The sequence below is a fragment of the Bradyrhizobium sp. ISRA436 genome, assembly GCF_029910015.1.
Taxonomy (GTDB): Bacteria; Pseudomonadota; Alphaproteobacteria; order Rhizobiales; family Xanthobacteraceae; genus Bradyrhizobium.
In genome coordinates this window covers 3,789,636-3,812,796 of record NZ_CP094519.1, presented here as the reverse complement: position 1 = coordinate 3,812,796, position 23,161 = coordinate 3,789,636, and the positions used below count along the sequence as shown (strand labels likewise).

At 62.7% G+C, this 23,161-nt stretch carries 20 protein-coding genes and 1 tRNA gene; 10 read left to right on the top strand and 11 right to left on the bottom strand.

All coding sequences use genetic code 11. The features are described 5' to 3' along the window. Positions 1 to 912: 912 nt before the first annotated feature. The gene (locus MTX23_RS18070; RefSeq protein ID WP_280971571.1) at positions 913 to 1,341 is read right to left on the bottom strand and encodes a hypothetical protein; all 429 of its coding nucleotides are present in this window, start codon (positions 1,339 to 1,341) and stop codon (positions 913 to 915) included. A gap of 199 nt (positions 1,342 to 1,540) precedes the next feature. Beyond that, complete coding sequence (locus MTX23_RS18065; RefSeq protein WP_280971570.1) at positions 1,541 to 1,777, bottom strand: hypothetical protein; 237 nt, start codon at positions 1,775 to 1,777, stop codon at positions 1,541 to 1,543. Between the two features lie 188 nt (positions 1,778 to 1,965). Between MTX23_RS18065 and MTX23_RS18060 the strand changes: the two genes are divergently transcribed. The 4 genes from MTX23_RS18060 (at position 1,966) to MTX23_RS18045 (ending at position 4,182) form a co-directional block, all read left to right on the top strand. Next, a complete protein-coding gene (locus tag MTX23_RS18060; RefSeq protein WP_280971569.1) occupies positions 1,966 to 2,199 on the top strand; it encodes a hypothetical protein in 234 nt (77 codons plus the stop codon). A 443-nt stretch (positions 2,200 to 2,642) separates the two neighbouring features. Continuing rightward, positions 2,643 to 2,732, top strand: a tRNA-Ser gene (locus MTX23_RS18055). A 781-nt stretch (positions 2,733 to 3,513) separates the two neighbouring features. Then, on the top strand, positions 3,514 to 3,696 hold the full coding sequence (locus MTX23_RS18050; protein WP_280971568.1) for a hypothetical protein: 183 nt from the start codon (positions 3,514 to 3,516) through the stop codon (positions 3,694 to 3,696). Positions 3,697 to 3,720: 24 nt separating this feature from the next. Then, entirely contained in the window at positions 3,721 to 4,182 is a 462-nt protein-coding gene (locus MTX23_RS18045; protein WP_280971567.1) for a DoxX family protein, read from the top strand. A gap of 604 nt (positions 4,183 to 4,786) precedes the next feature. Here MTX23_RS18045 and MTX23_RS18040 read toward each other — a convergent pair. The 3 genes from MTX23_RS18040 to MTX23_RS18030 all read right to left on the bottom strand — a co-directional run bounded on the left by MTX23_RS18040 (position 4,787) and on the right by MTX23_RS18030 (position 7,128). Then, positions 4,787 to 5,083 carry a hypothetical protein gene (locus MTX23_RS18040; protein WP_280971566.1) on the bottom strand — a complete coding sequence of 99 codons (297 nt, stop codon included), beginning with the start codon at positions 5,081 to 5,083 and terminating at the stop codon, positions 4,787 to 4,789. A 415-nt stretch (positions 5,084 to 5,498) separates the two neighbouring features. Beyond that, entirely contained in the window at positions 5,499 to 6,140 is a 642-nt protein-coding gene (locus tag MTX23_RS18035) for a hydrolase (RefSeq protein ID WP_280978110.1), read from the bottom strand. Between the two features lie 121 nt (positions 6,141 to 6,261). Then, a complete protein-coding gene (locus MTX23_RS18030; protein ID WP_280971565.1) occupies positions 6,262 to 7,128 on the bottom strand; it encodes a pirin family protein in 867 nt (288 codons plus the stop codon). A gap of 115 nt (positions 7,129 to 7,243) precedes the next feature. On the opposite strand from MTX23_RS18030, the gene MTX23_RS18025 reads away from it, so the two are divergent. The 3 genes from MTX23_RS18025 (at position 7,244) to MTX23_RS18015 (ending at position 8,940) form a co-directional block, all read left to right on the top strand. Next, complete coding sequence (locus MTX23_RS18025; RefSeq protein ID WP_280971564.1) at positions 7,244 to 8,176, top strand: LysR substrate-binding domain-containing protein; 933 nt, start codon at positions 7,244 to 7,246, stop codon at positions 8,174 to 8,176. An 89-nt stretch (positions 8,177 to 8,265) separates the two neighbouring features. Beyond that, complete coding sequence (locus MTX23_RS18020; RefSeq protein ID WP_280971563.1) at positions 8,266 to 8,433, top strand: hypothetical protein; 168 nt, start codon at positions 8,266 to 8,268, stop codon at positions 8,431 to 8,433. A gap of 249 nt (positions 8,434 to 8,682) precedes the next feature. Beyond that, positions 8,683 to 8,940, top strand: a complete 258-nt coding sequence (locus MTX23_RS18015; protein ID WP_280978109.1) for a hypothetical protein — start codon at positions 8,683 to 8,685, stop codon at positions 8,938 to 8,940. A 21-nt stretch (positions 8,941 to 8,961) separates the two neighbouring features. On the opposite strand, the gene MTX23_RS18010 is transcribed toward MTX23_RS18015, so the two are convergent. The 4 genes from MTX23_RS18010 to MTX23_RS17995 form a co-directional block, all read right to left on the bottom strand. Further along, positions 8,962 to 10,245, bottom strand: coding sequence for a sorbosone dehydrogenase family protein (locus MTX23_RS18010; protein ID WP_280978107.1), 1,284 nt, complete (start codon positions 10,243 to 10,245; stop codon positions 8,962 to 8,964). A gap of 169 nt (positions 10,246 to 10,414) precedes the next feature. After that, positions 10,415 to 11,911, bottom strand: coding sequence for an HWE histidine kinase domain-containing protein (locus MTX23_RS18005; RefSeq protein WP_280978106.1), 1,497 nt, complete (start codon positions 11,909 to 11,911; stop codon positions 10,415 to 10,417). A 15-nt stretch (positions 11,912 to 11,926) separates the two neighbouring features. Next, positions 11,927 to 18,214 (bottom strand): HAMP domain-containing protein, encoded by a 6,288-nt coding sequence (locus MTX23_RS18000; protein WP_280971562.1) that lies wholly within the window; start codon positions 18,212 to 18,214, stop codon positions 11,927 to 11,929. Positions 18,215 to 18,759: 545 nt separating this feature from the next. Then, a complete protein-coding gene (locus MTX23_RS17995; RefSeq protein ID WP_280971561.1) occupies positions 18,760 to 19,080 on the bottom strand; it encodes a hypothetical protein in 321 nt (106 codons plus the stop codon). A gap of 52 nt (positions 19,081 to 19,132) precedes the next feature. On the opposite strand from MTX23_RS17995, the gene MTX23_RS17990 reads away from it, so the two are divergent. Together MTX23_RS17990 and MTX23_RS17985 are read left to right on the top strand one after the other, a co-directional pair. Further along, a complete protein-coding gene (locus tag MTX23_RS17990) occupies positions 19,133 to 19,327 on the top strand; it encodes a DUF3072 domain-containing protein (protein ID WP_280971560.1) in 195 nt (64 codons plus the stop codon). A gap of 76 nt (positions 19,328 to 19,403) precedes the next feature. Further along, entirely contained in the window at positions 19,404 to 19,658 is a 255-nt protein-coding gene (locus tag MTX23_RS17985; RefSeq protein WP_280971559.1) for a hypothetical protein, read from the top strand. A gap of 172 nt (positions 19,659 to 19,830) precedes the next feature. Here MTX23_RS17985 and MTX23_RS17980 read toward each other — a convergent pair whose 3' ends face one another. Further along, a complete protein-coding gene (locus tag MTX23_RS17980; protein WP_280971558.1) occupies positions 19,831 to 20,088 on the bottom strand; it encodes a hypothetical protein in 258 nt (85 codons plus the stop codon). 111 nt (positions 20,089 to 20,199) lie between these two features. On the opposite strand from MTX23_RS17980, the gene MTX23_RS17975 reads away from it, so the two are divergent. After that, on the top strand, positions 20,200 to 22,269 hold the full coding sequence (locus tag MTX23_RS17975) for an ATP-dependent helicase (RefSeq protein WP_280971557.1): 2,070 nt from the start codon (positions 20,200 to 20,202) through the stop codon (positions 22,267 to 22,269). Positions 22,270 to 22,409: 140 nt separating this feature from the next. Here MTX23_RS17975 and MTX23_RS17970 read toward each other — a convergent pair whose 3' ends face one another. Beyond that, on the bottom strand, positions 22,410 to 23,141 hold the full coding sequence (locus tag MTX23_RS17970) for an adenylate/guanylate cyclase domain-containing protein (protein ID WP_280971556.1): 732 nt from the start codon (positions 23,139 to 23,141) through the stop codon (positions 22,410 to 22,412). Positions 23,142 to 23,161 lie beyond the last annotated feature (20 nt).

Genomic DNA, 23,161 nt, shown 5'->3' with positions numbered 1-23,161 from the left:
CTGAAAAGTCCAGCATGGGGCGCCCAAGCGCCCACCCAAGGGGACGCCTAGGCCCCCTTTCACGATGCACACCTCTTTGCTATGCCGCTCGCATCCGCGAATGGAAGGGTGGCCGAGTGGTTTAAGGCACCGGTCTTGAAATTCAGAAGCAGACGTACCGTTAGGTGACGAGCCGTTTGCAAGTATCCTTGTTAGTTGAGCTTTTTTTGATCGGCGATTGCCGTCACATCCCTCCCCATCCTAGCCAGTTCTTTCTAGTTGGGTAGCAAAGTCGGTGGCAGTCCGACCGTCTGCATTGAGGGACAGTGTATTTCGAGCCCGGCGGCATAATTCTTTTCCGTGAGACGGTCTCTAGTAGCCATACCCTGGCACAGCATAGGCGCCGCAGTTGTAGTATTCCCCGTAACCGGGCTCAGGGCAGCTCCGATACCCGTAGTATCCGTAGCCCGGCCCTGGGTAGTACGCCGGCGCATACCCATCGTAGTAATCGTAGTCTGGCCCCCAAGCATATGCGGACGATGCGAGACCTCCGATCACGGCTCCTGTGATAAGTCCGCCAGCGAAAGCAGGGCCAAATCCACGGTGCCAACCACCTCCCGCGAAGCCACCATGGAAACCGCCTCCATGAAAGCCGAATCCGCCGCGCGCAGAAGCCACCGTCGGCGCCCCGCCTATGGCTGCAATAGCGACTAGGGATAGAAGAACTTTTCTGAACATCGGAAACCCTCCCTGGGTTCAGGGAACACTTGAAGGGAAACGCCGCATAATCCGCTTGGTTGCTCGCAATGTGCGCCATCGCCTTTGGCACAGGCTGTGCAGTACGTTCGCTGCTGGGGATTTCAGCGTCCCAGTTCAGGAATAAGCGCCGCCGGCCCGTATCATTTCGAGACCGGCGGCGTAGTTTTGGGCGCCCTACGCAGCCTCAGTCTCGGTAATTCCGACACCGGTGAGCGCCGAAACCAACGCAGCGAGCGCGCTCGTTTCGATGTCATCGTACCTGCCTATTTCGCCCGGATAGAGCACGGCACTGGCAAGTGCTCGGTAGCCCTCTATCGATTTCGGCTTGATGGCGAACATCCGCTCATAGACCTCATGCATTGAGCGGCCGATCGCCTCGCTCTTCTCCTCGGCCGGAAGGTATCCCGATTGCTCCGCGGCCGTTTCCTCTGCGCGCCAACGCCGGTAGGCCGTGATGGGTTGGTCAGCGCGACGCTGCTTGTGCTTGTTCGGCCTGAACAGGTGGCTGTACTGGATGACGTAACCGGCCGGATCGCCAAGCCTCCAAATCAGCTCACGCGGCAGCGCGGGCCTCAAGCGATGATAGACGTCGTATGTTCGCATGCATTCGGCGGTCGCCTCCTGCTCCGCAGTCCGAAGCTCAAGCATCCTTTCCCGCAGCGTGACCAATTCAGCATCAGCCTGTCGCGAATGGTGCGCGCCGTCGCAGATCGAACCCGCAGGATTTCCGCCATGGATCCAGTCAAGATCCTGACCATGCGAGCTAAAAAACGCTTGATGGTATGCAGCCGTGTCCTCATCTTCATCCTTGAACGCAGGCCCAAAGACGTGCCGACGGAAGTAATTCAGGGCAGCGCGCTGCTCCGTCCTCGTCCATCTTCCAGCCCTCACAGATGTATCGCGTGCGGAGCAGGTCGACGATTTGCTCGACGCGAAGCCAAGATAGCTTGGTGATCGATCGCAAACGGCCCATCGGCAGCCGAGTCAGAGCGACAGCGGGCGCAGCAGCAACCGCCGCGAACGAGACGAACATATTCATTAAGAGCCTTCTGCCCAAAGTTGGCCCTGCCCGCTTCGCAGAACTCGACTCAGCCGCGTTCGGTTCGCTCCCGTCGCCGACCGGCTGACATGCGCCAGCGTGGCTAGTTGGAATCAGAGAGCGAGGGGACAATTTAACGGCGCCGTGGGCGCCAATGCCCTCCTCTAGAATTGCGGACGAGCTTGTGGGTGGCGTGCTATACAAGCGGGCACGCACGCAAGTTCGAACCCATCCAGGACGGCCGGATCTACATTGAGAAGATCAACGGGCCTTTTCTGTTCGAGGACAAAGGGACGACGGCCGAGTACCGCGCGAGTTTAGATCTGGCAATCGAGCGCAGATGGCTCGGGAAGGTCCACGAGAGCGGCACCTGCACCAGGATGACGCAGGCCGGCAGAGACCTGTTCCCCGAGGCGGGCTAAAGAAAAAGGGCCGCTCGAAACAACAAGCGGCCCCAAGTCTAGGGAGGAAACGCCCTCGAAGGAGGGCGGCGATAGCGCCAGGCGCTACCGCACGACACCCATATGGGTTTGGGCGCCCGGCTCGGGAGACCCCGCCCGCGCCAGCCAGAGGCGCGATTACACGCCTTGAATCTGGCTTCGCGGCGCATAACTCCCGACATCGCAACCAAACCGACCCGGACCCACCTACTGGGCATGCCTATCACCCGAAAGCTGATTGAGATCCCGCCGGAAGTCGCGCGCCAGTTCTGATGCCGAACATGCAGGAAGAGGCCACCGCGGTTGACGGAGCCTTGCGCGCCGCAATAAACAAGCGCGCCGATGACGTTGGGTAGCAAAGCGGTAGCAGATGACTCGCTTTGTTCTCGAATTGATGATTAAAAGCCCAAATCGTTCAGAGACTTGGAAGGGTGGCCGAGTGGTTTAAGGCACCGGTCTTGAAAACCGGCGTGCCCGCAAGGGCACCGTGGGTTCGAATCCCACCCCTTCCGCCATCACCGTTGAAATCATTAAAAAATTTTCAATCCTCGTGAAAAGGCCGCTCGCGCGCGGCCCCTCTTCGGTGTCAGTGTCAGCTCACCGCGCCTGCCCCGGGCGCTCGATCGGGATTGTGATTGCAGCCGCCCATCACAGGACATACTGTGTGCGCTCATTTTTAGACGTTCTTTTTCGACGTTCATTTTTTGGAGCGAGAGATGATCGCTCGATTGTTGGCATTTGCCGAATTACTGCTATGGGCTGCCGCGGCCGCTATCTGGTTGATGCTTCTCCCCCGTTTCGTCCGTGAAGGTATGCAATCACTTTCGCGGGTGATTGATTGGCTGAAGACGAACGGACAGGCCCGCCGAAATCGGCTGACACGGCACCTTAGAACGGGCCCGCCTAGCGGCTGGCCCCGTCGGTGGTGGTGATGGTGTCGTGCGGCTAGAAGACCCGCAGCGGGTAATACTTGCGTACCTTTTTCCAGAAGCTAGCGACGAACCTCTCATCCGGCTTTGGCGCACCGTTGATCACGTGCTTCGGCGAATAGCCTCAACGTCGATGGCGGATCGAATTCCTTACCAGTTAGGGTGTGTATTCGTAAACTCGTCACGTCCTCTCTACCTCGAACGGTGACGTCGAGCCCGATATGGATGCACGTCGGCTTTGGGGCCAACAAAAGAGACGTTGGCTGCGCGAATTCGGACGCCAGGAAACGCTCAGACATTTTTGGTAGCGACATCCTCGCACAGCTTCTTGATCGGCACATAGTCTGGAGAATTCCAGAAGGCATCGATGGCCTCCATAGTGGGAAACTCAAAACATGACCACCGATCGCGTATCGTGATCGCCTTCGAGGACTTCGACCTTTGGGCGCTTGCAGCGCATCAAACGGTGGGCAAATCAGCGGGCCACAAATGGCACGCGCGCTTCAGCCGGTTCGCCGATCGTGGTAGCTTTGCTCTGGTCGACATTTAACTCTCGAACTAGGGATAGAGGGGAATGACTATGCAGTCCGGTTCTTACTCGCTCATATCTCGGCTCGACGAGGTCGCCACGAACAGTGCCAACGTTCTTATTCTGATCGGCCGGATCCTGCTTGCATGGGTCTTCGTGGGAAGCGCGTACGGAGCTATTACCAACTTGAGCGGCTCCGTGGGTTACTTCAGGTCACTGAACGTTCCAGCACCTGAGCTATTCACCGCAACGGCTGTCGCACTGGAAGTAATAATGTCGGCTGGTTTGATATTGGGCATTGGTACGCGTTACTGCGCAATTTTGGTTTTTCTGTTTGTCTTGATAGCTACTGCGATTGCGCATCGGTACTGGGAATATCCCGCCGGTCCGCAGCAGGCCGGTCAGTATAATAATTTCTTGAAGAATATCTCGATCATGGGAGGCGCGCTGTTGATCTTCGTCACCGGAGGAGGCTGGTTCTCCGTTGATCGGAAGCTGGCAAGATAGCAGCTTTCGGTCGATCCAGTCTGTCTCTCTCGGCTATCGATTTATGGCTGGCGCAACTCGCGTAGGCAATCAGCTGAACGACCTCCACCATTATGGTGAAATTGCTTGGTGCGTTGTACCGAGCGGGTAAAGAACGGCACATGGACAACGCCCTTACACCAGATGAGTCGGTCACTATCTACAAGGCTCGATGCCCGACTGGATCGCCGACGGCCACGTCACCTGCAATGTTCGGGGTCACGGGGGAAGCCACATCCGCAGCCGTATTTCACGCCGCTGAAGCGGTTGCGGTTTCGGTGCTCAGCCTCTTCCTATCGGGCTCGGCCTCTTCCTATCAGCTTGCAACCACGTCCGCGCAATTGGCGAACCATGCCGCCATGAACGGGCATTTCTACCCATACTGGAACCAATATTCGACGATCGGCAGAAAAAGGGAGCCCGCGCGCGAGCGGCCCTCGTCCCGTCCGCTACTTCCTAAGTACCGTTGTGCTGGTGGCGCGCTCTCAGAGATCATCCACCATGTCTCCCTACCTGACGGACGAGACACCCCCCTCGGCCCCGGCTCGAAATTGCCGGGGGCCCTTTTTTGCAACGGCGGTCGGAATTAGTAGCAGCGGCGCTCCCTGCGCGTAACCCTACGGCCATCATCACGTTCCACCGTGACGGTCTCGGTGCGGCAGCGCCGTCGTGGGCCGACGGTGATGCCCCCCGGGCCGACACCAACTGTGGTGTCGCGATCGTAGCGGTCACGGTCCCGGTAGTAGCGGTCCTCGCGATCCCGTCCGACCTGGACATCGACACCTTGGGCCATCTTGAGGTTTTGGGCCTTGGCTGGAATGGCAAGCGGGGCAGTTGTCAGCGCCGTTGCGGTCGCCGCCAAGACAAGAGCGATTTTCAACATGTGGAACTCCGTCCTTGAGGTTGAACCGGTGTAACGAGAGCGAGCACTGACCGTTCCATGTCACAAAGGCCGGTGGCTCGCATTTGGCGTGAGAACCGCTGTGGCCTTACCCGATCGGCTTACGGCGTCTTGCCGGTATCGTTCGTAGGCCGCTGGCGCCAGGGGGCTCGCTCTTTAAGTGGGCTCGCTCTTTAAGCAAGTGCGTGTCCAGCGCTGCTCGGAAGGTTTGAGATCAGCCGGACGTGTCCGGCTATCGACGTTGAACGCAATTCTGAGCCGACGCAGTTTGCGGTCAAGATCCTCGCGCTCTGGCCATGTGGCCCCGTTCACGAGTTGAGCTTCCAAACGGCGCCCACTGAGGAACGGCGCACGCCGGCCGAAAAGCGCCGGCGCGCGCGGCACGCGATGACCGACGTTATTCGGCCCTGTCGTAGCTGAACTGAATGCCGGCAGTACCGCCCGTTTCGATGAACAGATTCATGAAGGCCGGAACCGTTTCGCTGCGCTTCCAGTCGCGCTGCAGTTCGCAGAACAACTGGACGGTGGAAATCAGCTTGCCTCCGGCCTGCTCGATCCGGCGCAGCGCCGCTTCGTGCGCAGCGAGCGACGTGCCGCCGACTGCGTCGACCGGAACATAGACCTCATAGCCATCGGCGAGCGCATCGATCGCCGGGAAGGTGAGACACGCCTCCGTCCACAGCGCCGTTATGACAAGCTTCCTGCGTCCGCTCGCCTCGACGGCCTTGCGGAAGCCCACGTCCTCCCAGCTATTGATGGTGGTGCGGTCATAGGTGGGATAAGCGGCGAGAACCTTGCGGATGTGCGGCACCGGCGGCTTGTTGAGTCCCGTCTCGACGTTCACGGTCGAATGAATAATGGGCAGGCCGTAGGTAACCGCAGCCTTCGCGCAGCCGACGATGTTGTTCAGCAGTAGCTGCCGGTCCATCGAGGCGATCGAGTTCACCTGCACCGGCTGGTAGTCGATGATGATGAAGGCCGCGTTTTGCGGGGTCAGAAGCCGGTCGGCCTTTGGGTCACGGATCGGTTCACTGGGCATGACTTTCTCCTTGGGTTTCAGTTGGTGCGGCCCGCGAGGGTTTCTCACGGATCATCTCCCGCGGCTGGGGCGGCGCGGGCCGGCGCCCCAACCACGAAGCTCTCGGCGCCTTCAGGCGCCCTCATCCCGTCTTCGCGAGGCCGCCGCTGTTGAGGTCGTCAATCGCCTGGCGGATCTCCGCCTCGCTGTTCATCACAAACGGACCGTAGCCGACGATCGGTTCGTTGATCGGCTCGCCGGTCAGAATCAGCAGCGTGGCGTCCCCATCGGCGTGCAGCGCGACGCTGTCGCCCTCGCGGCCCAGAAGCAGCATCTCCGCCTCGCCTAACGCGTGCTGGCCTTCGACGGTGACATTCCCGCCCAATCCGACGATCATCGCGGTATGGCCTTCCGGCAGGTCGAGGGTCAGGTCAGCGTCACGATTGAGCCGCACGTCCCAGACGTTGATTGGCGTGAAGGTCCGTGCAGGTCCGCGGCGCCCCAGGAGTTCGCCCGCGATGATCCGCGCCGTGCCGGCGTCGCTGGGCAGATTCACGACCGGAATATCGGCCGAGACGATGGCCTGATAACCGCCGGGTGCCGACTTGTCCTTGGCGGGCAAGTTCACCCATAGCTGCACCATGCGGAACGGGCCGCCGGTCTTCGCGAAGGCTGGCGAATGATATTCCTCGTGCAGGATGCCGCCGCCGGCCGTCATCCACTGCACATCGCCGGGGCCGATAACGCCGCCGTTGCCGGCGGAATCGCGGTGCTCGACCTCGCCGTCATAGACGATCGTGACCGTCTCGAACCCGCGATGCGGGTGTTGGCCGACTCCGCGCCGCTCCGTTGTGGGCGCGAAATGATGCGGCCCAGCATAGTCGAGCAACAGGAACGGACTGATGTGCTGGCCTAGCGTATTGTAGGAGAAGAGCGAGCGGACCGGGAATCCGTCGCCCACCCAGTGGCCACGGTTGTTGCCGTAGCGGCCCAGAATTGCCTTGCTCATGGTCTGTCTCCGAACGGTCCACGCGGTGGTGGGCTCCTTGTCGACGCGACAATAATTTCGAACGACGGACCTTGAAGTCCGCAATATTTTGACGCATCGTCCCATCAATAGGACGATGCAGGACCTCAACGACCTCTTCTATTTCGTACAGATCGTCGATCACGGCGGGTTCGCCGCGGCCGGGCGTGCGCTCGGTATCCCCAAATCGAAGCTAAGCCGACGGATGCAATTGCTGGAGGAGCGGCTTGGCGTCCGGCTGGTCAACCGGTCGTCGCGGCGTTTCTCGATGACGGAAGTGGGACGCGAATATTACGAGCGTTGCGTCGCGATGCTGGTTGAGGCGGAGGCAGCCGAGCACGTGATTGCCGAACTGCGTGCAGAGCCGCGCGGGATCGTCCGCATCAGTTGCCCGATCGCATTGCTCGGCTTCCAGTTCGGCGCATTGTTCGCCCGCTTCATGATGGAGAACCCCGCGGTCGAGCTGCACCTGGAAGCAACCAACCGTCGTGTCGACGTCATGGCGGAAGGGTTCGACATCGCGATCCGCGTACGCTTTCCGCCACTGCAACCTACAGACCTCGTGATGCGAAAGCTGGACACCAGCACGCAATGCCTCGTGGCGAGCCCAGCGCTGATCCCGCACACGCTGCGGTCACCCGCCGATCTCGCCGGCATGCCCAGTGTGGATCTCGGGCCGCGACGCGATCATCAATGGCAGCTTGAGGGTCCTGATCGGCAGACAGCAGCCCTGCCGCACCGCCCGAGGCTGGTGACCGACGACATGGCGGCGCTTCGACAAGCGGCGCTGACAGGTGTAGGCGTCGCCCAGCTTCCCACCATGATGGTGTGGCAGGACATCGAGCAGGGCCGGCTGGTTCACGCCTTGCCGGATTGGCGTCCGCGCGCAGGCATCGTGCATGCGGTCTTTCCGTCGCGGCGTGGTTTGCTGCCATCGGTCCGCACACTGCTCGACTATCTGGCGAAAGAATGCGCGCGTCAGCGCAGCGCGGCCGCTTCGTCGCTGTCCGTCCACGAGAAGCGCACCTGACCCAGCAAGACCGCAGCGCCGCGAGGGTTCGGCCGTCCCGCAACGGAACATTAACCCTTACTGCCGCAGCATTCGGTCGTGGAGGACCGATGCAGACATTCCGGATTTCGCTGAGCGATGGCACGCGGAAATTCCATACGGTGATTCAGGCGCCGGATCCCGCGTCCGCGCGCATCAGGGCGGCCTACTTCTTCGACATATCGAAGTGGCGGATTTTGAGTGTATCGCTGACCAGTGCGAGCGCCGCGGCGGCGTAATTGCTGGCGCCCTTGCGCCATTTGGTCCGGCTCGGCCGCGGCGAGTTTTGCGATCTGCAGGTCGGTCGCGGCAAGCGCATCACCGTCTCCCAGAAACCACGCAGCCGATTGCCCCGCGGCCAGCCATGGCGGGTTCCTGTGGCGGCATATCCCGATCCAAGATTCCCGCGGCTCGGACCATGATGGCTGATGACAGCACCCACCCGTTTTGCGTTAAAATGTCGCGCGCCGGTGCACGGAGGTGTGGCGATGCCGCGAAAGGGAATTACCGGACACGACGATTGGGTGGTTACCGAGGCCCTGGCCACGGCGCTTATCGCGCTTGAGCAGCTTCCGTCGAAACATCAGCCGCGCGCGCACATGGAGGATGTTCGGAAGCTCCTGACCGCCAAGTGCGAACCTGGCGCGGTCACCCTGCATCTTGCGCAGGCCAAGTGCAGGCTGTTTCCCGACACCGATCCCCTGACGATCTATGAGGAGTTCGGCCTCAAGGACGGTCAAGGCTAGGCGCGCCGCCGCGCTCGCCGGCTAGTCGTGCGTGATCCGCCAGATTGTGCCGTTGCCGTCTTCCGAGACAAGCAGCGCGCCGTCGCGCGCCACGGTGACGCCGACCGGACGGCCCCAGACCTCCTTATCGCCGACGACAAAGCCGGCGACGAAATCCTCGTACTCGCCGGTCGGCACGCCGTCCTTCAGCCTGATGCGCACGACCTTGTAGCCGGTCCGCTTCGCCCGATTCCATGAGCCGTGTTCGGCTGCGAAGGCGTCGCCGCGGTACTCAGGCGGGAAGTCGCTGCCGCTGTAGAACGTCATGCCGAGCGAGGCGGAGTGTGCCTGAAGCAGGACGTCGGGGATCGTCACCTTGTCCTTAAGGTCCGGACGTTGCCCGGCATGAGCCGGATCTTCGTTGGCGCCGAGATAGAACCACGGCCATCCATAGAACGCGCCTTCGCGGATCCGCGTCACATAGTCGGGCACGAGGTTATCGCCGCGGCCGTCGCGCTCGTTGGTCGAACACCATGGCGTGCCTGTTCTGGGCTGGATCGCGAGGCCCACACAGTTGCGGAGACCGGTGGCGAACAGCTTTCTGTTCTTGCCGTTGGGATCGAAGGCGAGCACGGCGGCGCGATCGGTCTCTGAACCCCAGGCTGCACCGAGCGCGCGGTCGCGGCTCCAGGCTTCGATGCCTCCAGGCGGCTGACCGAGCCCCTCGCCCGCGTTACCGGCGGAGCCGACCGACACCAGCATCCGCTTGTCGTCGGGCGTAAACACGATGTCGCGCGTGGAGTGGCCGTAGCCGTGCGGAAGGCTGGCGACGATCGTCTCAGGTTCGTCTGAAGCCTTGAGGTCGCCATTCCGGTAAGCGAAGCGCACGACGCTGTCGGTGTTGGCGACATAGAGCCATTGCGGGGTGTCGCCGTTCGGGAAGAACGCGATGCCGAACGGCCTGTTCAGACCGCTCGCGTAAACTTCGTTGGTTGCAGGTTTTGCGGCGCCTGCATCGCTGCGCAGGATGCGGATACGGCCGGCTCTGGTCTCGACGACGAAGATATCGCCATTGGGTGCGGTCCGGATAATCCTCGGCCCGCTCAAGCCGCTGGCGAACAGCTCGATCTTGAAGCCCGCCGGGACGCGGGGCACCGCGGATGCGGGGCGCGGCACGATGCGCGACATGTTGCTGGCCGACGCCGTCGCACCCGGCTTGGGCAGATCCTGCGGCCTGATCAATCGGATGGTGCCTGGCTTGTCGCTCCGCCAGTCGCCAAACGCGTCGGCGCCCCTCAGCACAGTCGGCTCGGTCCACGCCACCATTGTCGTTGCAATCAGGCAGGTGGCGGAAAGGCCTGCAACGAGCGCATGCTGTTTGTTCAACATCGATTGTTCCTGCCGCACGATCATTGAAACGGACGCGATCGCACGCGCTGACGATATCTAGCTGAACAGCCGCGCCACCTCATCTCACAATCTCTTGGATGTTGGTTTAACCGACCTGAGACTGTACGGCCGATTTGTGCTCCTGCGCCGGCACTTCGCGAAAAGTCTGAGACTCGGACGAGAAGACCGATCGTAGCGGAACGGTCAGGCGACAGATCAGGCCCTCTGCCCGCCAGTCAAAATCAGCCCGTCCGCCAAGCTGGGTCTCGATACTGGCGATGACGCTGCGGGTCCCGAACCCCTTCTGCTTTGGCTTCGTCACTTTGGGCCCGCCGGATTCCACCCACGCCAGGATCAGCGTGTCATCCTGCACTTCCCAGGTGATCGCGAGCCGGCCCGACAGCACCGACAGGCTGCCATATTTGGCCGAGTTGGTGACGAGTTCATGGAGCGCCAATGCCAGTGTCTGCGCGGTCGCAGGCTGCAACTGCACCTCGCTTCCTTCGATCTGGATCTGCCCGGCTTCGGAATAGGGCGCGATCTCCTCGGTCACCAGCCGCCGGATTTCAGCCCCCTGCCAGCTCGACAGCGACAGCACCGTATGGACCCGGGCGAGCGCGGTGATGCGCCCCTCGACCGCGCGCACATAGGCGCTGACATTCTGTGCGCGCGTCAGCCGTACGATCGATTGCGCCAGCGCGAGCGCGTTCTTGGCGCGGTGATCGACCTCACGGGTCAGGAGACTCTGGCGTTCCTCGGCTCGCTTGCGGTCGGTGATGTCGACGGTGACACCGCTGACCCGCACCACCCTGCCGTACCTGTCGCTGGTGGCTGCTGCGGTGCCGACGCACCAGCGCACTTCGCCGTCGGGCCGCAGGATCCGGAATTCGGCTTCATATGACGTCTGGCCCTTACCGAAGCTGGCCCAGGCTTGCCGAAGTTCTTCGACGTCCTCGGGGTGAAAAAGGCCCTGGATATTCTCGGAGGTGAGCTCGAAGGATTTCGGATCGACGCCGAATATCTTGTACTGCCCCTCGTCCCACATCCAGTCGCCGTTCACCCAATCCCAATCCCATGACCCCATCTTGCCCGCAGCAATTGCCATGCTGCGGCGCTGCTCGCTTTCGACCAGCCGCGCCGTCGACTGCTCCAGCTCCGCGGTACGTGCGCGCACGCGATCCTCAAGCTCGGCATTGAGGCGCTCGAGCTGCCGCGTCTTGCGGTAGAGCTCGGCGAACACGCGGATCTTTGCCCGCAGCACCTCGGGCACGACAGGTACCGGCACGTAGTCGACGGCGCCCATCTCGTAGCCGCGAAGCCGGTCGATATCGCTGACCTGGATCGCCGAGATGAAGATCATCGCGGTCTTCTGGAAGCGGGGATGCTCGCGGATCATCGCCGCGAGCTCGAAGCCGTCGAGCTCGGGCATGCAGACGTCGACCAGAATGACCGCGACCTCGTTCTTGAGCAGGAATTCAAGCGCCTCGCGGCCGGACGACACCGCGACGAGATTCTCGCCAAGCTCCCTCAGGATGACCTCGTAAGCCAGCAGCTTCGCCGGCTGATCATCGACCAGAAGAATGTTTATCTTTTCATGGTCCATCATTTCGAGCGCCGATCAGCGGTGCAACCACATGCGGATCGCGAGCAGCAGTTGTTCGGTGTTGACGGGTTTTGCCAGATAGTCGGACGCGCCTGCCTCCAGGCATTTCTCGCGGTCCCCCTTCATCGCCTTCGCCGTCAGCGCAATGATCGGCAGCCGCGCGAAGGCGGGGTCTCGTCTGATCGCACCGATGGTCTGGTAACCGTCCATCTGCGGCATCATGATGTCCATGAGCACGATCGCGATCTTCGGATTCGACTCAACCAGCGAGATCGCTTCGTGACCTGTTGTCGCAGTCAGCACCTTCATACCGCGCCGCTCGAGCACGCTCGAAAGCGCGAAGATGTTGCGGGCGTCGTCGTCGACCAGCAGCGCCGTCTTGCCAATAAGATCCTCATCGGAGCTATTGAGCTTTTCGAGCATCTTCTGTTTGGCGGCCGGCAATTCCGTGATCACACGGTGCAGGAACAGTGACGTTTCATCGAGCAGCCGTTCGGGCGATTCCACGCCCTTGACGACGATGCTTCGCGCCATCGTGTGAAGTTCCGCGTCCTCCTCGGCCGAGAGTTCCCGTCCCGTGAACACGACGATCGGAACGTTCGAGAGCCTGTCGTCCTTGCGGATCTGGTCGAGCACATCGAAGCCGCTCATATCGGGCAATCGCAGGTCGAGCACGACGCAGTCGCACGGATTTTCCCGCAGCGTCGACAACGCCCCTGCCCCGGTATCGCTGGTCACGATTTCGATATCTTCGTGCCCGAGCAACTCCGTGATGCTGAGCTGTTCGGCGGCATCGTCTTCGACGATCAGCAGGCGCTTGCGGCGCGGCTTGGCGTATTCCTTGATTAGCGAGAGTGCGGCGCTGACGCCTTCGGTCGTGGTCGGCTTGTTGACGAAGGAGAAAGCGCCACGGGCCAGCGCATGCTGCCGGTCCTCGTCGAGGGTGATGATCTGCACCGGAATGTGCCGGGTCAGCGGATTGTGCTTGAGCTGGCTCAGCACGGTCCAGCCGAGCATGTCCGGCAAGAACACATCGAGCGAGACCGCAGCCGGCTGGTATTGCTTGGCGAGCTCAAGCGCTTCGGCGCCACGGCTTGCGACCAGGACCTTGAAGCCCTTGTCGCGTGCCAGGTCGATCAGCACGCGCGCGTAGTGCGGGTCGTCCTCGACGATCAGAAGGATGGTGTCCCCGGGTTCGAGATTGAGCCGATCGTCCGGCAACTGCTCGATCGTACGCTCCTGCGCGGACGAGACCTGCAGCGCTGGCGTCAGCGCGGGCGGCATCAGCGCGGCCTGCGCCCGCGGCCGAAGCGCAGTGCTTGGCCCCGAATATTTCAGCGGCAGATAGAGCGTGAACGTCGAGCCCTTGCCGGGCGCGCTGCGCAAATGGATCTCGCCGCCGAGCAGGCTTGCGAGCTCGCGACTGATGGCAAGGCCTAAACCGGTGCCGCCGTATTTGCGGCTGGTGCCGGCATCGGCCTGCTGGAACGCCTCGAAGATCAGCTTCTGCTTGTCCTGAGGAATGCCGATGCCGGTATCCGACACTTCGAATGCGACCACGGCGGGCGCCGTGTTGAGGATCGGATGTTCGACGCTCCAGCCGCCGACGGCGGCCGATACGGTCAGGCTCACGCCGCCTTCCGCAGTGAACTTGAATGCGTTCGAGAGCAGGTTCTTGAGTACCTGCTGCAGCCGCTTGGAGTCGGTGACCATGCTGCGCGCGAGGTTGGCGTCCACGTCGATGCTGAAGGAGAGATGCCGATTCTCCGCCTCGTGCCGGAACGGCCGGCCGACGGTCTCGAGCAGGCTCGACGTCAGAATCTCCTCGGCCTCGACTGTCACCGTGCCCGACTCGATCTTGGAGAGGTCGAGGATGTCGCTGATCAGGTTCAAGAGATCGGTGCCGGCGCCATGAATGGTGCGCGCGAATTCCACCTGCTTGCCGGTCAGATTGCCGTCGGGGTTTTCGGTGAGCTGCTGGCCAAGGATCAGGATCGAGTTCAGCGGCGTCCGCAACTCGTGCGACATGTTGGCAAGGAATTCGGACTTGTACTTCGAGGTCAGGGACAGCTCGGTCGCCTTCTCTTCCAGCGCGCGGCGCGCCTGCTCGATTTCCTGGTTCTTGCGCTCGACGTCGACGTTGCGCTCGGCGAGCTGCTGGGCCTTCTGCTCGAGCTGATCGTTGGTCTGCTGCAGTTCCTTCTGCTGAGTCTGGAGCTCCGCCGCGAGCTGCTGCGATTGCTTGAGCAGCGCCTCGGTCTGCATCGTCGCCTCGATGCTGTTGAGCACGATGCCGATGCTGTCGGTCAACTGCTCGAGGAAGGTGATCTGCGACGTGGTGAAGGACGAGATCGAGGACAACTCGATCACGGCTTTGACCTGGTTCTCGAACAGCACCGGGAATACGACCAGGTTCCTCGGCATGATCCGCATCAGGGCGGAATTGACCGGCACCGCGTCGCCGGGAATGTCCGACACGAGGCGCTGGCGCTTGTCGAGCGCGCATTGGCCGATCAGTCCCTCGCCGAACTGGATGATCTGCGGATGCGGATTGGTGCTGTCGCTAGCGTAGGCCGACAAGAGCCGTAGCTGCGGGTTCTCGGGATTGTCGACCTGGTAGATCACGCCGATATGCGCGTTGATCAGCGGCGCCAGCTCGGTCAGCAGCAGGCGGCCGACGGTCGCGAGGTCGCGCTGGCCCTGCAGCATGTTGGTGAAGCGCGCCAGGTTGGTCTTCAACCAGTCCTGCTCGGTGTTGCGCTCCGTCGTCAGACGGAGGTTGCCGATCATCGTGTTGATGTTGTCCTTCAGCTCGGCCACCTCGCCGCGGACGTCGACCTGGATCGAGCGCGTCAGGTCGCCCTTGGTCACGGCAGTCGCCACTTCTGCGATTGCACGCACCTGGGAGGTCAGATTGGCCGCGAGCAGGTTGACGTTGCCGGTCAGGTCCTTCCAGGTGCCGGCCGCGCCGGGCACGTTGGCCTGACCGCCCAGCCGTCCCTCGACGCCCACTTCGCGCGCCACGCTGGTGACCTGTTCGGCGAACGTCGCGAGCGTCTCCGTCATGTTGTTGATGGTGTCGGCGAGCGCCGCCACCTCACCCTTCGACTTCACCGTCAGGTTCTGCTTCAGGTCGCCGTCGGCGACCGCGGTCACCACCTTGACGATGCCGCGCACCTGCTCGGTCAGGTTCGCCGCCATGACGTTGACGGTGTCGGTCAGGTCCTTCCAGGTACCGGCCACGCCGCGCACCTCGGCCTGGCCACCGAGCTTGCCTTCGGTGCCGACTTCGCGCGCCACGCGCGTCACTTCTCCGGCGAAGGCGTTGAGCTGGTCGACCATCGTGTTGATGGTGTTCTTCAGCTCGAGGATTTCACCCTTCACGTCGACCGTGATCTTGCGCGACAGGTCGCCGCGCGCAACCGCCGTGGTCACTTCCGCGATGTTGCGGACCTGCGTGGTCAGGTTCGCCGCCAACAGGTTGACGTTGTCGGTCAGGTCTTTCCAGGTGCCGCCGACGCCGGGCACCACGGCCTGACCGCCCAGCCGCCCCTCGGTGCCGACCTCGCGCGCGACGCGCGTCACTTCGGCCGCGAACGAGCGCAGCTGCTCGACCATCGTGTTCAGGGTGTCCTTGAGCAGCAGGATCTCGCCGCGCACGTCCACGGTGATCTTCTTCGACAGGTCGCCGCCGGCGATCGCGGTCGCGACCTCGGCGATGTTGCGGACCTGCGCGGTCAGGTTCGACGCCATGAAGTTGACGTTGTCGGTTAGATCTTTCCAGGTGCCGGCGACGCCGGACACCTCGGCCTGGCCGCCAAGCTTGCCCTCGGTGCCGACCTCGCGCGCCACGCGCGTCACCTCGCCGGCGAAGGCGTTGAGCTGGTCGACCATCGTGTTGATGGTGTTCTTCAGCTCGAGGATTTCACCCTTCACGTCGACCGTGATCTTGCGCGACAGGTCGCCGCGCGCAACCGCCGTGGTCACTTCCGCGATGTTGCGGACCTGCGCCGTGAGGTTGCCGGCCATCGAGTTGACGCTGTCGGTCAGATCCTTCCAAGTGCCGGCCACGCCGGGCACGTTGGCCTGGCCGCCCAGGCTGCCTTCGGTGCCGACCTCGCGTGCCACGCGTGTCACCTCACCGGCGAAGCGGTTGAGCTGGTCGACCATGGTGTTCAGCGTTTCCTTCAGCTGAAGGATCTCGCCGCGCACGTCGACCGTGATCTTGCGTGACAGGTCGCCGCCGGCAATCGCGGTCGCCACCTCCGCGATATTGCGGACCTGCGCGGTGAGATTGCCCGCCATCGAGTTGACGCTGTCGGTCAGATCCTTCCAGGTGCCGGCGACGCCGGGCACCTCGGCCTGGCCGCCGAGCTTGCCGTCAGTGCCGACCTCGCGCGCCACGCGCGTCACCTCGCCCGCGAAGGCGTTGAGCTGGTCGACCATCGTGTTGAGCGTTTCCTTCAGCTGGAGGATTTCGCCCGATACGTTCACCGTGATCTTCTTCGACAGGTCGCCCTTCGCCACCGCGGTCGCGACCTCCGCGATGTTGCGAACCTGGGCGGTCAGGTTCGACGCCATCGAGTTGACGCCGTCGGTCAGATCCTTCCAGGTGCCGGCGACGCCTCGCACCTCGGCCTGGCCGCCGAGCTTGCCTTCGGTGCCGACTTCGCGCGCCACACGCGTCACCTCGCCTGCGAAGGCGTTGAGCTGGTCCACCATCGTGTTGATGGTGTCCTTCAGCTCGAGGATTTCGCCGCGTACGTCGACCGTGATCTTCTTCGACAGATCGCCGCCGGCGACCGCAGTCGTCACCGCGGCGATGTTGCGGACCTGGGCGGTCAAGTTCGACGCCATCGAGTTGACGCTCTCGGTCAGGTCCTTCCAGGTGCCGGCCACGCCCAGCACGTTGGCCTGACCGCCGAGCTTGCCTTCGGTGCCGACCTCGCGCGCCACGCGCGTCACCTCGGAGGCGAAGGCATTGAGCTGGTCCACCATCGTGTTGAGCGTTTCCTTCAGCTGAAGGATTTCGCCCGACACGTTCACCGTGATTTTCTTCGAGAGGTCGCCGCCTGCGATCGCGGTCGCGACGTCGGCGATGTTGCGAACCTGCGCGGTCAGGTTCGACGCCATGAAGTTGACGTTGTCGGTGAGGTCCTTCCACGTGCCGGCGACGCCGGGCACCTGGGCCTGACCGCCGAGCTTGCCTTCGGTGCCGACCTCGCGTGCCACGCGCGTCACTTCGGAGGCGAACGAGTTGAGCTGGTCCACCATCGTGTTGATGGTGTCCTTCAGTTCCAGAATTTCGCCGCTGACGTCGACCGTGATCTTGCGCGACAGGTCGCCGCGCGCCACCGCCGTGGTCACGTTGGCGATGTTGCGCACCTGGGCGGTCAAGTTGCCGCACATCGCGTTCACGGAGTCGGTCAAGTCCTTCCAGGTTCCGGCGACGCCGGGCACGATCGCCTGGCCGCCGAGCTTGCCGTCGGTGCCGACCTCGCGCGCCACGCGCGTCACTTCGGAAGCGAAGGAGCGGAGCTGATCGACCATCGTGTTGATGGCCTCCTTCAATTGCAGGATCTCACCGCGAACGTCGACCGTGATCTTCTTGGACAGGTCGCCATTGGCGACCGCGATCGTCACTTCGGCGATGTTACGGACCTGGCCGGTCAGGTTGTTGGCCATCGAGTTGACGCTCTCGGTCAGGTCCTTCCAGACGCCGGTCACCTCAGGGACCTGGGCCTGGCCGCCGAGCTTGCCCTCGGTGCCGACCTCACGGGCCACGCGAGTGACCTCGGAGGTAAACACCGAGAGCTGCTTGATCATCGTATTGACGATGTTCGCCGATTGCAGGAATTCGCCGCGCAGCGGCCTGCCCTCGACGTCGAGCTGCACGGTCTGCAGCAGGTCGCCCTGCGCCACTGCGGCGACCGCGCGCGTGACCTCGCGGGTTGGCCACAGGAGATCGTCAATCAGGGTGTTGACCGAGCTCTCCATGTCGGCCCAGGAGCCGCTGGGAAGCCCGAAATTGACGCGCTGGCGGGTCTGTCCCTCACGACCGACGACCTGACCGACGCGCGCCAGCTGCTGCGCCATCCGCTCGTTCGCTGCAGCGATTTCGTTGAACGCGTCGGCGATCTTGCCTTCGATACCGAGATAGTCGCCGCGCATCCGAACCGAGAAATCGCCGGCACGCATCGCCTGCAGCGACTGGAGCAGATCCTGCGAGGAGGCGATCTCGTTTGTTGATTTGGTGCGGCGACCTTCGGTACGGGGACGTGATGCGGAACCGAGATCGGTCATGGAATTTCCCCTGAGCGCTGGATGCAAATCCGAAGACTCGCACGAGCCAGCGAAACCATAAGAATGACTGCCTGTGGTCTAATCAAGCGAGAAGACTGTGATGACCGATCTTGCTAAAGAAATTGAACCAAGCCCTGTTAATCGCAATCGAAAAATAAAGTTCCTCCGACGGGGAACTTTTCCTGCTTGCGGTGACGGTTAGCAGCGGGCTGGCCACGTGCGCCGGATCAATCGAACCCGCTCGATCCTGCCGCATCTGCTGCAGCGATATTGGAGGATGTCCTTGCCCCGACTGTCGGGATAGCTAGTCTCAAGCCGCATTGTCTTGCTGCAGCTGATGCAGGAGATCAGTGTCAGGAGCGGACTCCGATCGTCATTCATCGATGCCCGCGGTGGCGCGGTCGGATCGGCGATCATTGCGCTGGACAATGCAATGGCATTTCTCGTCACCACGAGAAAATGCCTATCCCGCGCGTCGGTTCCCGGCCCGAAACCTCTTTCGGGCCGGCAGGGCCGATGCAGCCCTCTCGGTATAGTCGCGCGGATCAGGCCCGGACGTTGAGATGGCCGGGTCTGGGTTTACCCTTGTCGAGCTTCGTCCTCACCGCAGGGCGATCCCCGTGGCTCCGGCTCAAACGCTCGCGAACCGTCGGCAGATGATCGCCGCCGCCGGCGGCCTTCCAACGGACGATCAACTCAGCCACCTCGGCCCGCATCGCCATCAGCCGATATGACGCCTCGCTGCAGTCGAGGTCACGATTGACCTGCTCCCGGATCGCGGCTTCGACCAGAGTCATTTCGGTCCGCAACGCGCTGATCTTGCGACGAATTTCATTAATCTTGTTGTCCATGGCCTCTTGGAACAAAAATAGAACATATTGTCAAGTCACGAGACGGCCAGCGAGGTGAAATATGGGCATGGCAGCACTGAGATTTGGTGGGGTTGCGGAGCGCGCCGGCGGACAGATGACCCGCGCCCAGGCGGTCCGGCTGAGGAGCCTCGCGGAGGAGGCCTACCAGCCGAAGCAGTACGCACGTGACCTGACTTTCGAGGAAGCCGAGCGGCGCATCAATGCCCTGAAGGCGGAAATCGCACTGGCGGACTCCTTCTGAGCCGCCTGCCCTTGGCGGCACCGGGCGGCGCAGCTAGAGCTGTTCCCGTCGTTATCGTCTGCCTGGAGAGCCTCGCGTGCTGGAACTTGAGAAGCGATCGCCGCTCGCGTTCCCAATCGCGTTGAAAGATGGCCGGATTCTCGAGACCGTCGGTGACGCTGCGGACTACCTGTCCAAGCTGAATTTGGATCAACGTGAACGCCCGCATTGGAAAATGGTGATCATGATGTTCAACAACGCGATGCGCGAACCGCGCTACCTGCGGACCGCAACCGTGAATCTCCGGTCGGCTCTGGCGTATGACCGCCTTGTCGAGGACACTGGTCACTGACTGTGGTGTTGCTGCTACAGCCGAATCAACTGCGGTTTCGTAATGGCATTTCCGTTATGGCCGCAAACAAGGTAACGGCGGTACACACCACGGCTTGACGCTGATCGCGCTTCAGCCGCCATCTGGAGCCGCCTCGGAGGGCGGCTCATTCTTTTGGGCACCCGCAGGACTGTCAGAGCATTTTGGCGCGGACAAACAGCGCGCGCAGCGCGTTGGTTGCCTGCACCGTGAGCATCGCATTGCCGGCCGCCTTCTCCAGCGCAACGACGGCATCATCGTGCAGCGAGCGGAATTCCATCCATTCGACGGAGTTGAGATTGGTGATGAAGCGATAGGCTTGGCCGACCGTCGCAAGCGTCACCGTCTCGCCGTTCAGCCTCACCTTGAATGTTGCCTTGAGCGGCGTATCGGATTTGGACGGATCACCCATGGCGCGGTTGTGCAATCTGCCGCGCCAATGTCAATCTAATTTCTTCGCTCCAGACTGCCACATTGGCCCCAATCGTCGCGATGTCTGTTAGCGTCGGGCGGGGGGTGATTCGTGCCTGATCTTGCCAACACAACCTATCTGGATGCGCTCAATCCCGAGCAGCGCCGCGCCGTCGAGCACGGCGTCGGGACTGATGGAACCATCGGGCCGCCGCTGCTGGTGATCGCTGGCGCCGGTTCGGGCAAGACCAACACCCTCGCCCACCGCGTGGCGCATCTGATCGTTGCCGGCGCCGACCCGCGCCGAATCCTGCTGATGACGTTCTCGCGGCGCGCCGCCGCCGAGATGGCCGTCCGCGTCGAGCGCATCGCGCGCCGCGTTCTCGGCGACCGGGCCTCGGTAATGACGGATGCGCTGAGCTGGGCCGGCACATTTCACGGCATCGGCGCACGCCTCCTGCGCGAGTTCTCCGAGCGCATCTGGCTCGATCCCGCATTCACGATCCACGACCGCGAGGATTCCGCCGACCTGATGAACCTGGTCCGCCACGACCTCGGCTTTTCCAGGACAGAGAGCCGGTTTCCCACCAAGGGCACCTGCCTCGCCATCTATTCGCGCTGCGTGAACGCGGAGATGCCGATCGAGGCGGTGCTCGGCCAGTTCTTCCCCTGGTGCTCAGGCTGGGCCGACGAACTGAAGCAACTGTTCGCGGCCTATGTCGAGACCAAGCAGCAGCAGAACGTGCTCGATTACGACGACCTCCTGCTCTACTGGGCGCAGATGGTCACGGAGCCAACCCTGGCGGACGAGATCGGCAACCGCTTCGACCACGTGATGGTCGACGAATATCAGGACACCAACCGCCTGCAGTCCTCGATCCTGCTGGCGCTCAAGCCGGCCGGCCGCGGGTTGACCGTCGTTGGTGACGACGCGCAGTCGATCTATTCCTTCCGCGCCGCGACCGTGCGCAACATCCTCGATTTTCCGGGCCAGTTCAGCCCGGCAGCCGAGATCGTCACGCTCGACCGCAACTATCGCTCGACCCAGCCGATCCTCTCGGCGGCCAATGGCGTGATCTCGCTTGCGAAGGAGCGCTTCACGAAGAACCTGTGGACCGAACGGACCTCGACGCGCAAGCCGCTGCTCGTCACGATCCGCGACGAGGCCGACCAGGCCCGCTACATCGTCGAGCAGGTGCTGGCCACCCGCGAGGAAGGCGCGCTCTTGAAACAACAAGCCGTGCTGTTTCGGACCTCCTCGCATAGTGGGCCGCTCGAGGTCGAACTCACTCGCCGCAACATTCCGTTCGTGAAATTCGGCGGCCTCAAATTCCTCGACGCCGCTCATGTCAAGGACATGCTGGCGCTATTGCGCTTCGTCGCGAACCCGCGCGACCGTGTTGCGGGCTTTCGCATCCTGCACCTGTTGCCCGGCGTCGGGCCAGCCTCGGCGCAGCGTGTGCTCGACCGCATGGCGGAGGCCGCGGATCCGATTGCCGCGCTTGCCACACTGCCCTCGCCGCCACGGGCAGGCGCGGACTGGCGGCTGTTCGTCGAGGCGGTCGAGAACCTGCGCTACTCGGAATGGCCGGTCGACATCGAGCGTGCGCGCCTGTGGTACGAGCCGCATCTCGACCGCCTTCACGAAGACAGCGAGGTCCGCCGCGCCGACCTGATCCAGCTCGAGCAGATTGCGGCGGGCTATCCATCCCGCGAACGATTCCTCACCGAGCTGACGCTCGACCCGCCGGATGCGACCAGCGACCAGGCCGGTGTGCCGCTGCTGGACGAGGATTACCTGATCCTGTCGACGATCCATTCGGCCAAGGGCCAGGAGTGGAAGTCCGTTTACGTGCTCAACGTCGTCGACGGCTGCATGCCGTCCGACCTCGGCGCCGGTACATCGGCGGAACTCGAGGAAGAACGCCGGCTGCTCTACGTCGCGATGACCCGCGCCAAGGATGATCTCCACCTCCTGGTGCCACAGCGCTTCTTCGTGCACAGCCAGGCCGCCAAGGGCGATCGCCACATGTACGCCTCGCGCACCCGGTTCATCCCGGAGAAGCTGCTGCCGATGTTCGAACGGACCACCTGGCCTCGCGCAGCCGCCGCGGAACCTTCCTCGGTAAACCGTGCCCCGGCGATCGATATCCGCGCCAGGATGCGCGGAATGTGGCGCTGACGCCCCAAGAGAGTTTCAGGAGGGACGGAACGAACGCGGCAGCCATCGCATTGATGCGCTGTTCGTAATCGGCACACGACCATTCCCGATGGCTTCGACGCGTAGTCCTGAGGACGCGCCGAGGCCGTCGTTTTGTTGCTTCACGCCGGAAACAACGTCACCGGTTGATCAAAGCCCTTGAGGAGATGGTCCGAACCGTCGGCCGTGACCATCCCGCGGGTGCGGTCATGCACGGCCTTGGTGACCAGAATCTCGCCAGATCGTGCCACCGCCTGCGCACGCGCCGCGCGATTGACGACGGTACCAACGGCCGTCAGGTCGCGGTGACTCTGGCCGAACTCCCCGAAGTTGGTCTCGCCGCTGTCGATCCCGATCCCTATTCCGATCTCGACATCACCCGCACCGATGGAGCGAGCCAGTTCGGCGCGCCGGCGGCCAAAGCTTTGCTGGATCTCACGGGCGGCCTGTAGCGCCTGCACAGCGTGGTCTTCCCGCCGAACCGGAAAATTGAAGATCGCAAACACGGCGTCGCCAATGGTCTTGTTGAGGATGCCGTCATAGCGCCAGATCGCGGCGGCACAATCGTCGTAGAACGCGTCCAGCAACTGCGTCAGCCCGTTCTGCGCGATGGTTTGCGTGAGCGCAGTGTAGCCGCGCAGATCGGCGAACATGATCGTGGCGTCGATGGTGACCGCGCGTGCCTTCATGATCTTCGAGAACGCCATCTCGCAGATCGTGCAGGTGTTCGGGTTCATGCGGCTCGGCTTGATGCCGAACAGCCGGAACGGTGCCGATAACGGTCCGCGCAGCGGGATCGGCATGTGCAGGTTCTGCCAGCAGCCGAGACAGACTGATGCAGGCTCCGGAGTCATTGACGCACCTGCTCTTCCCG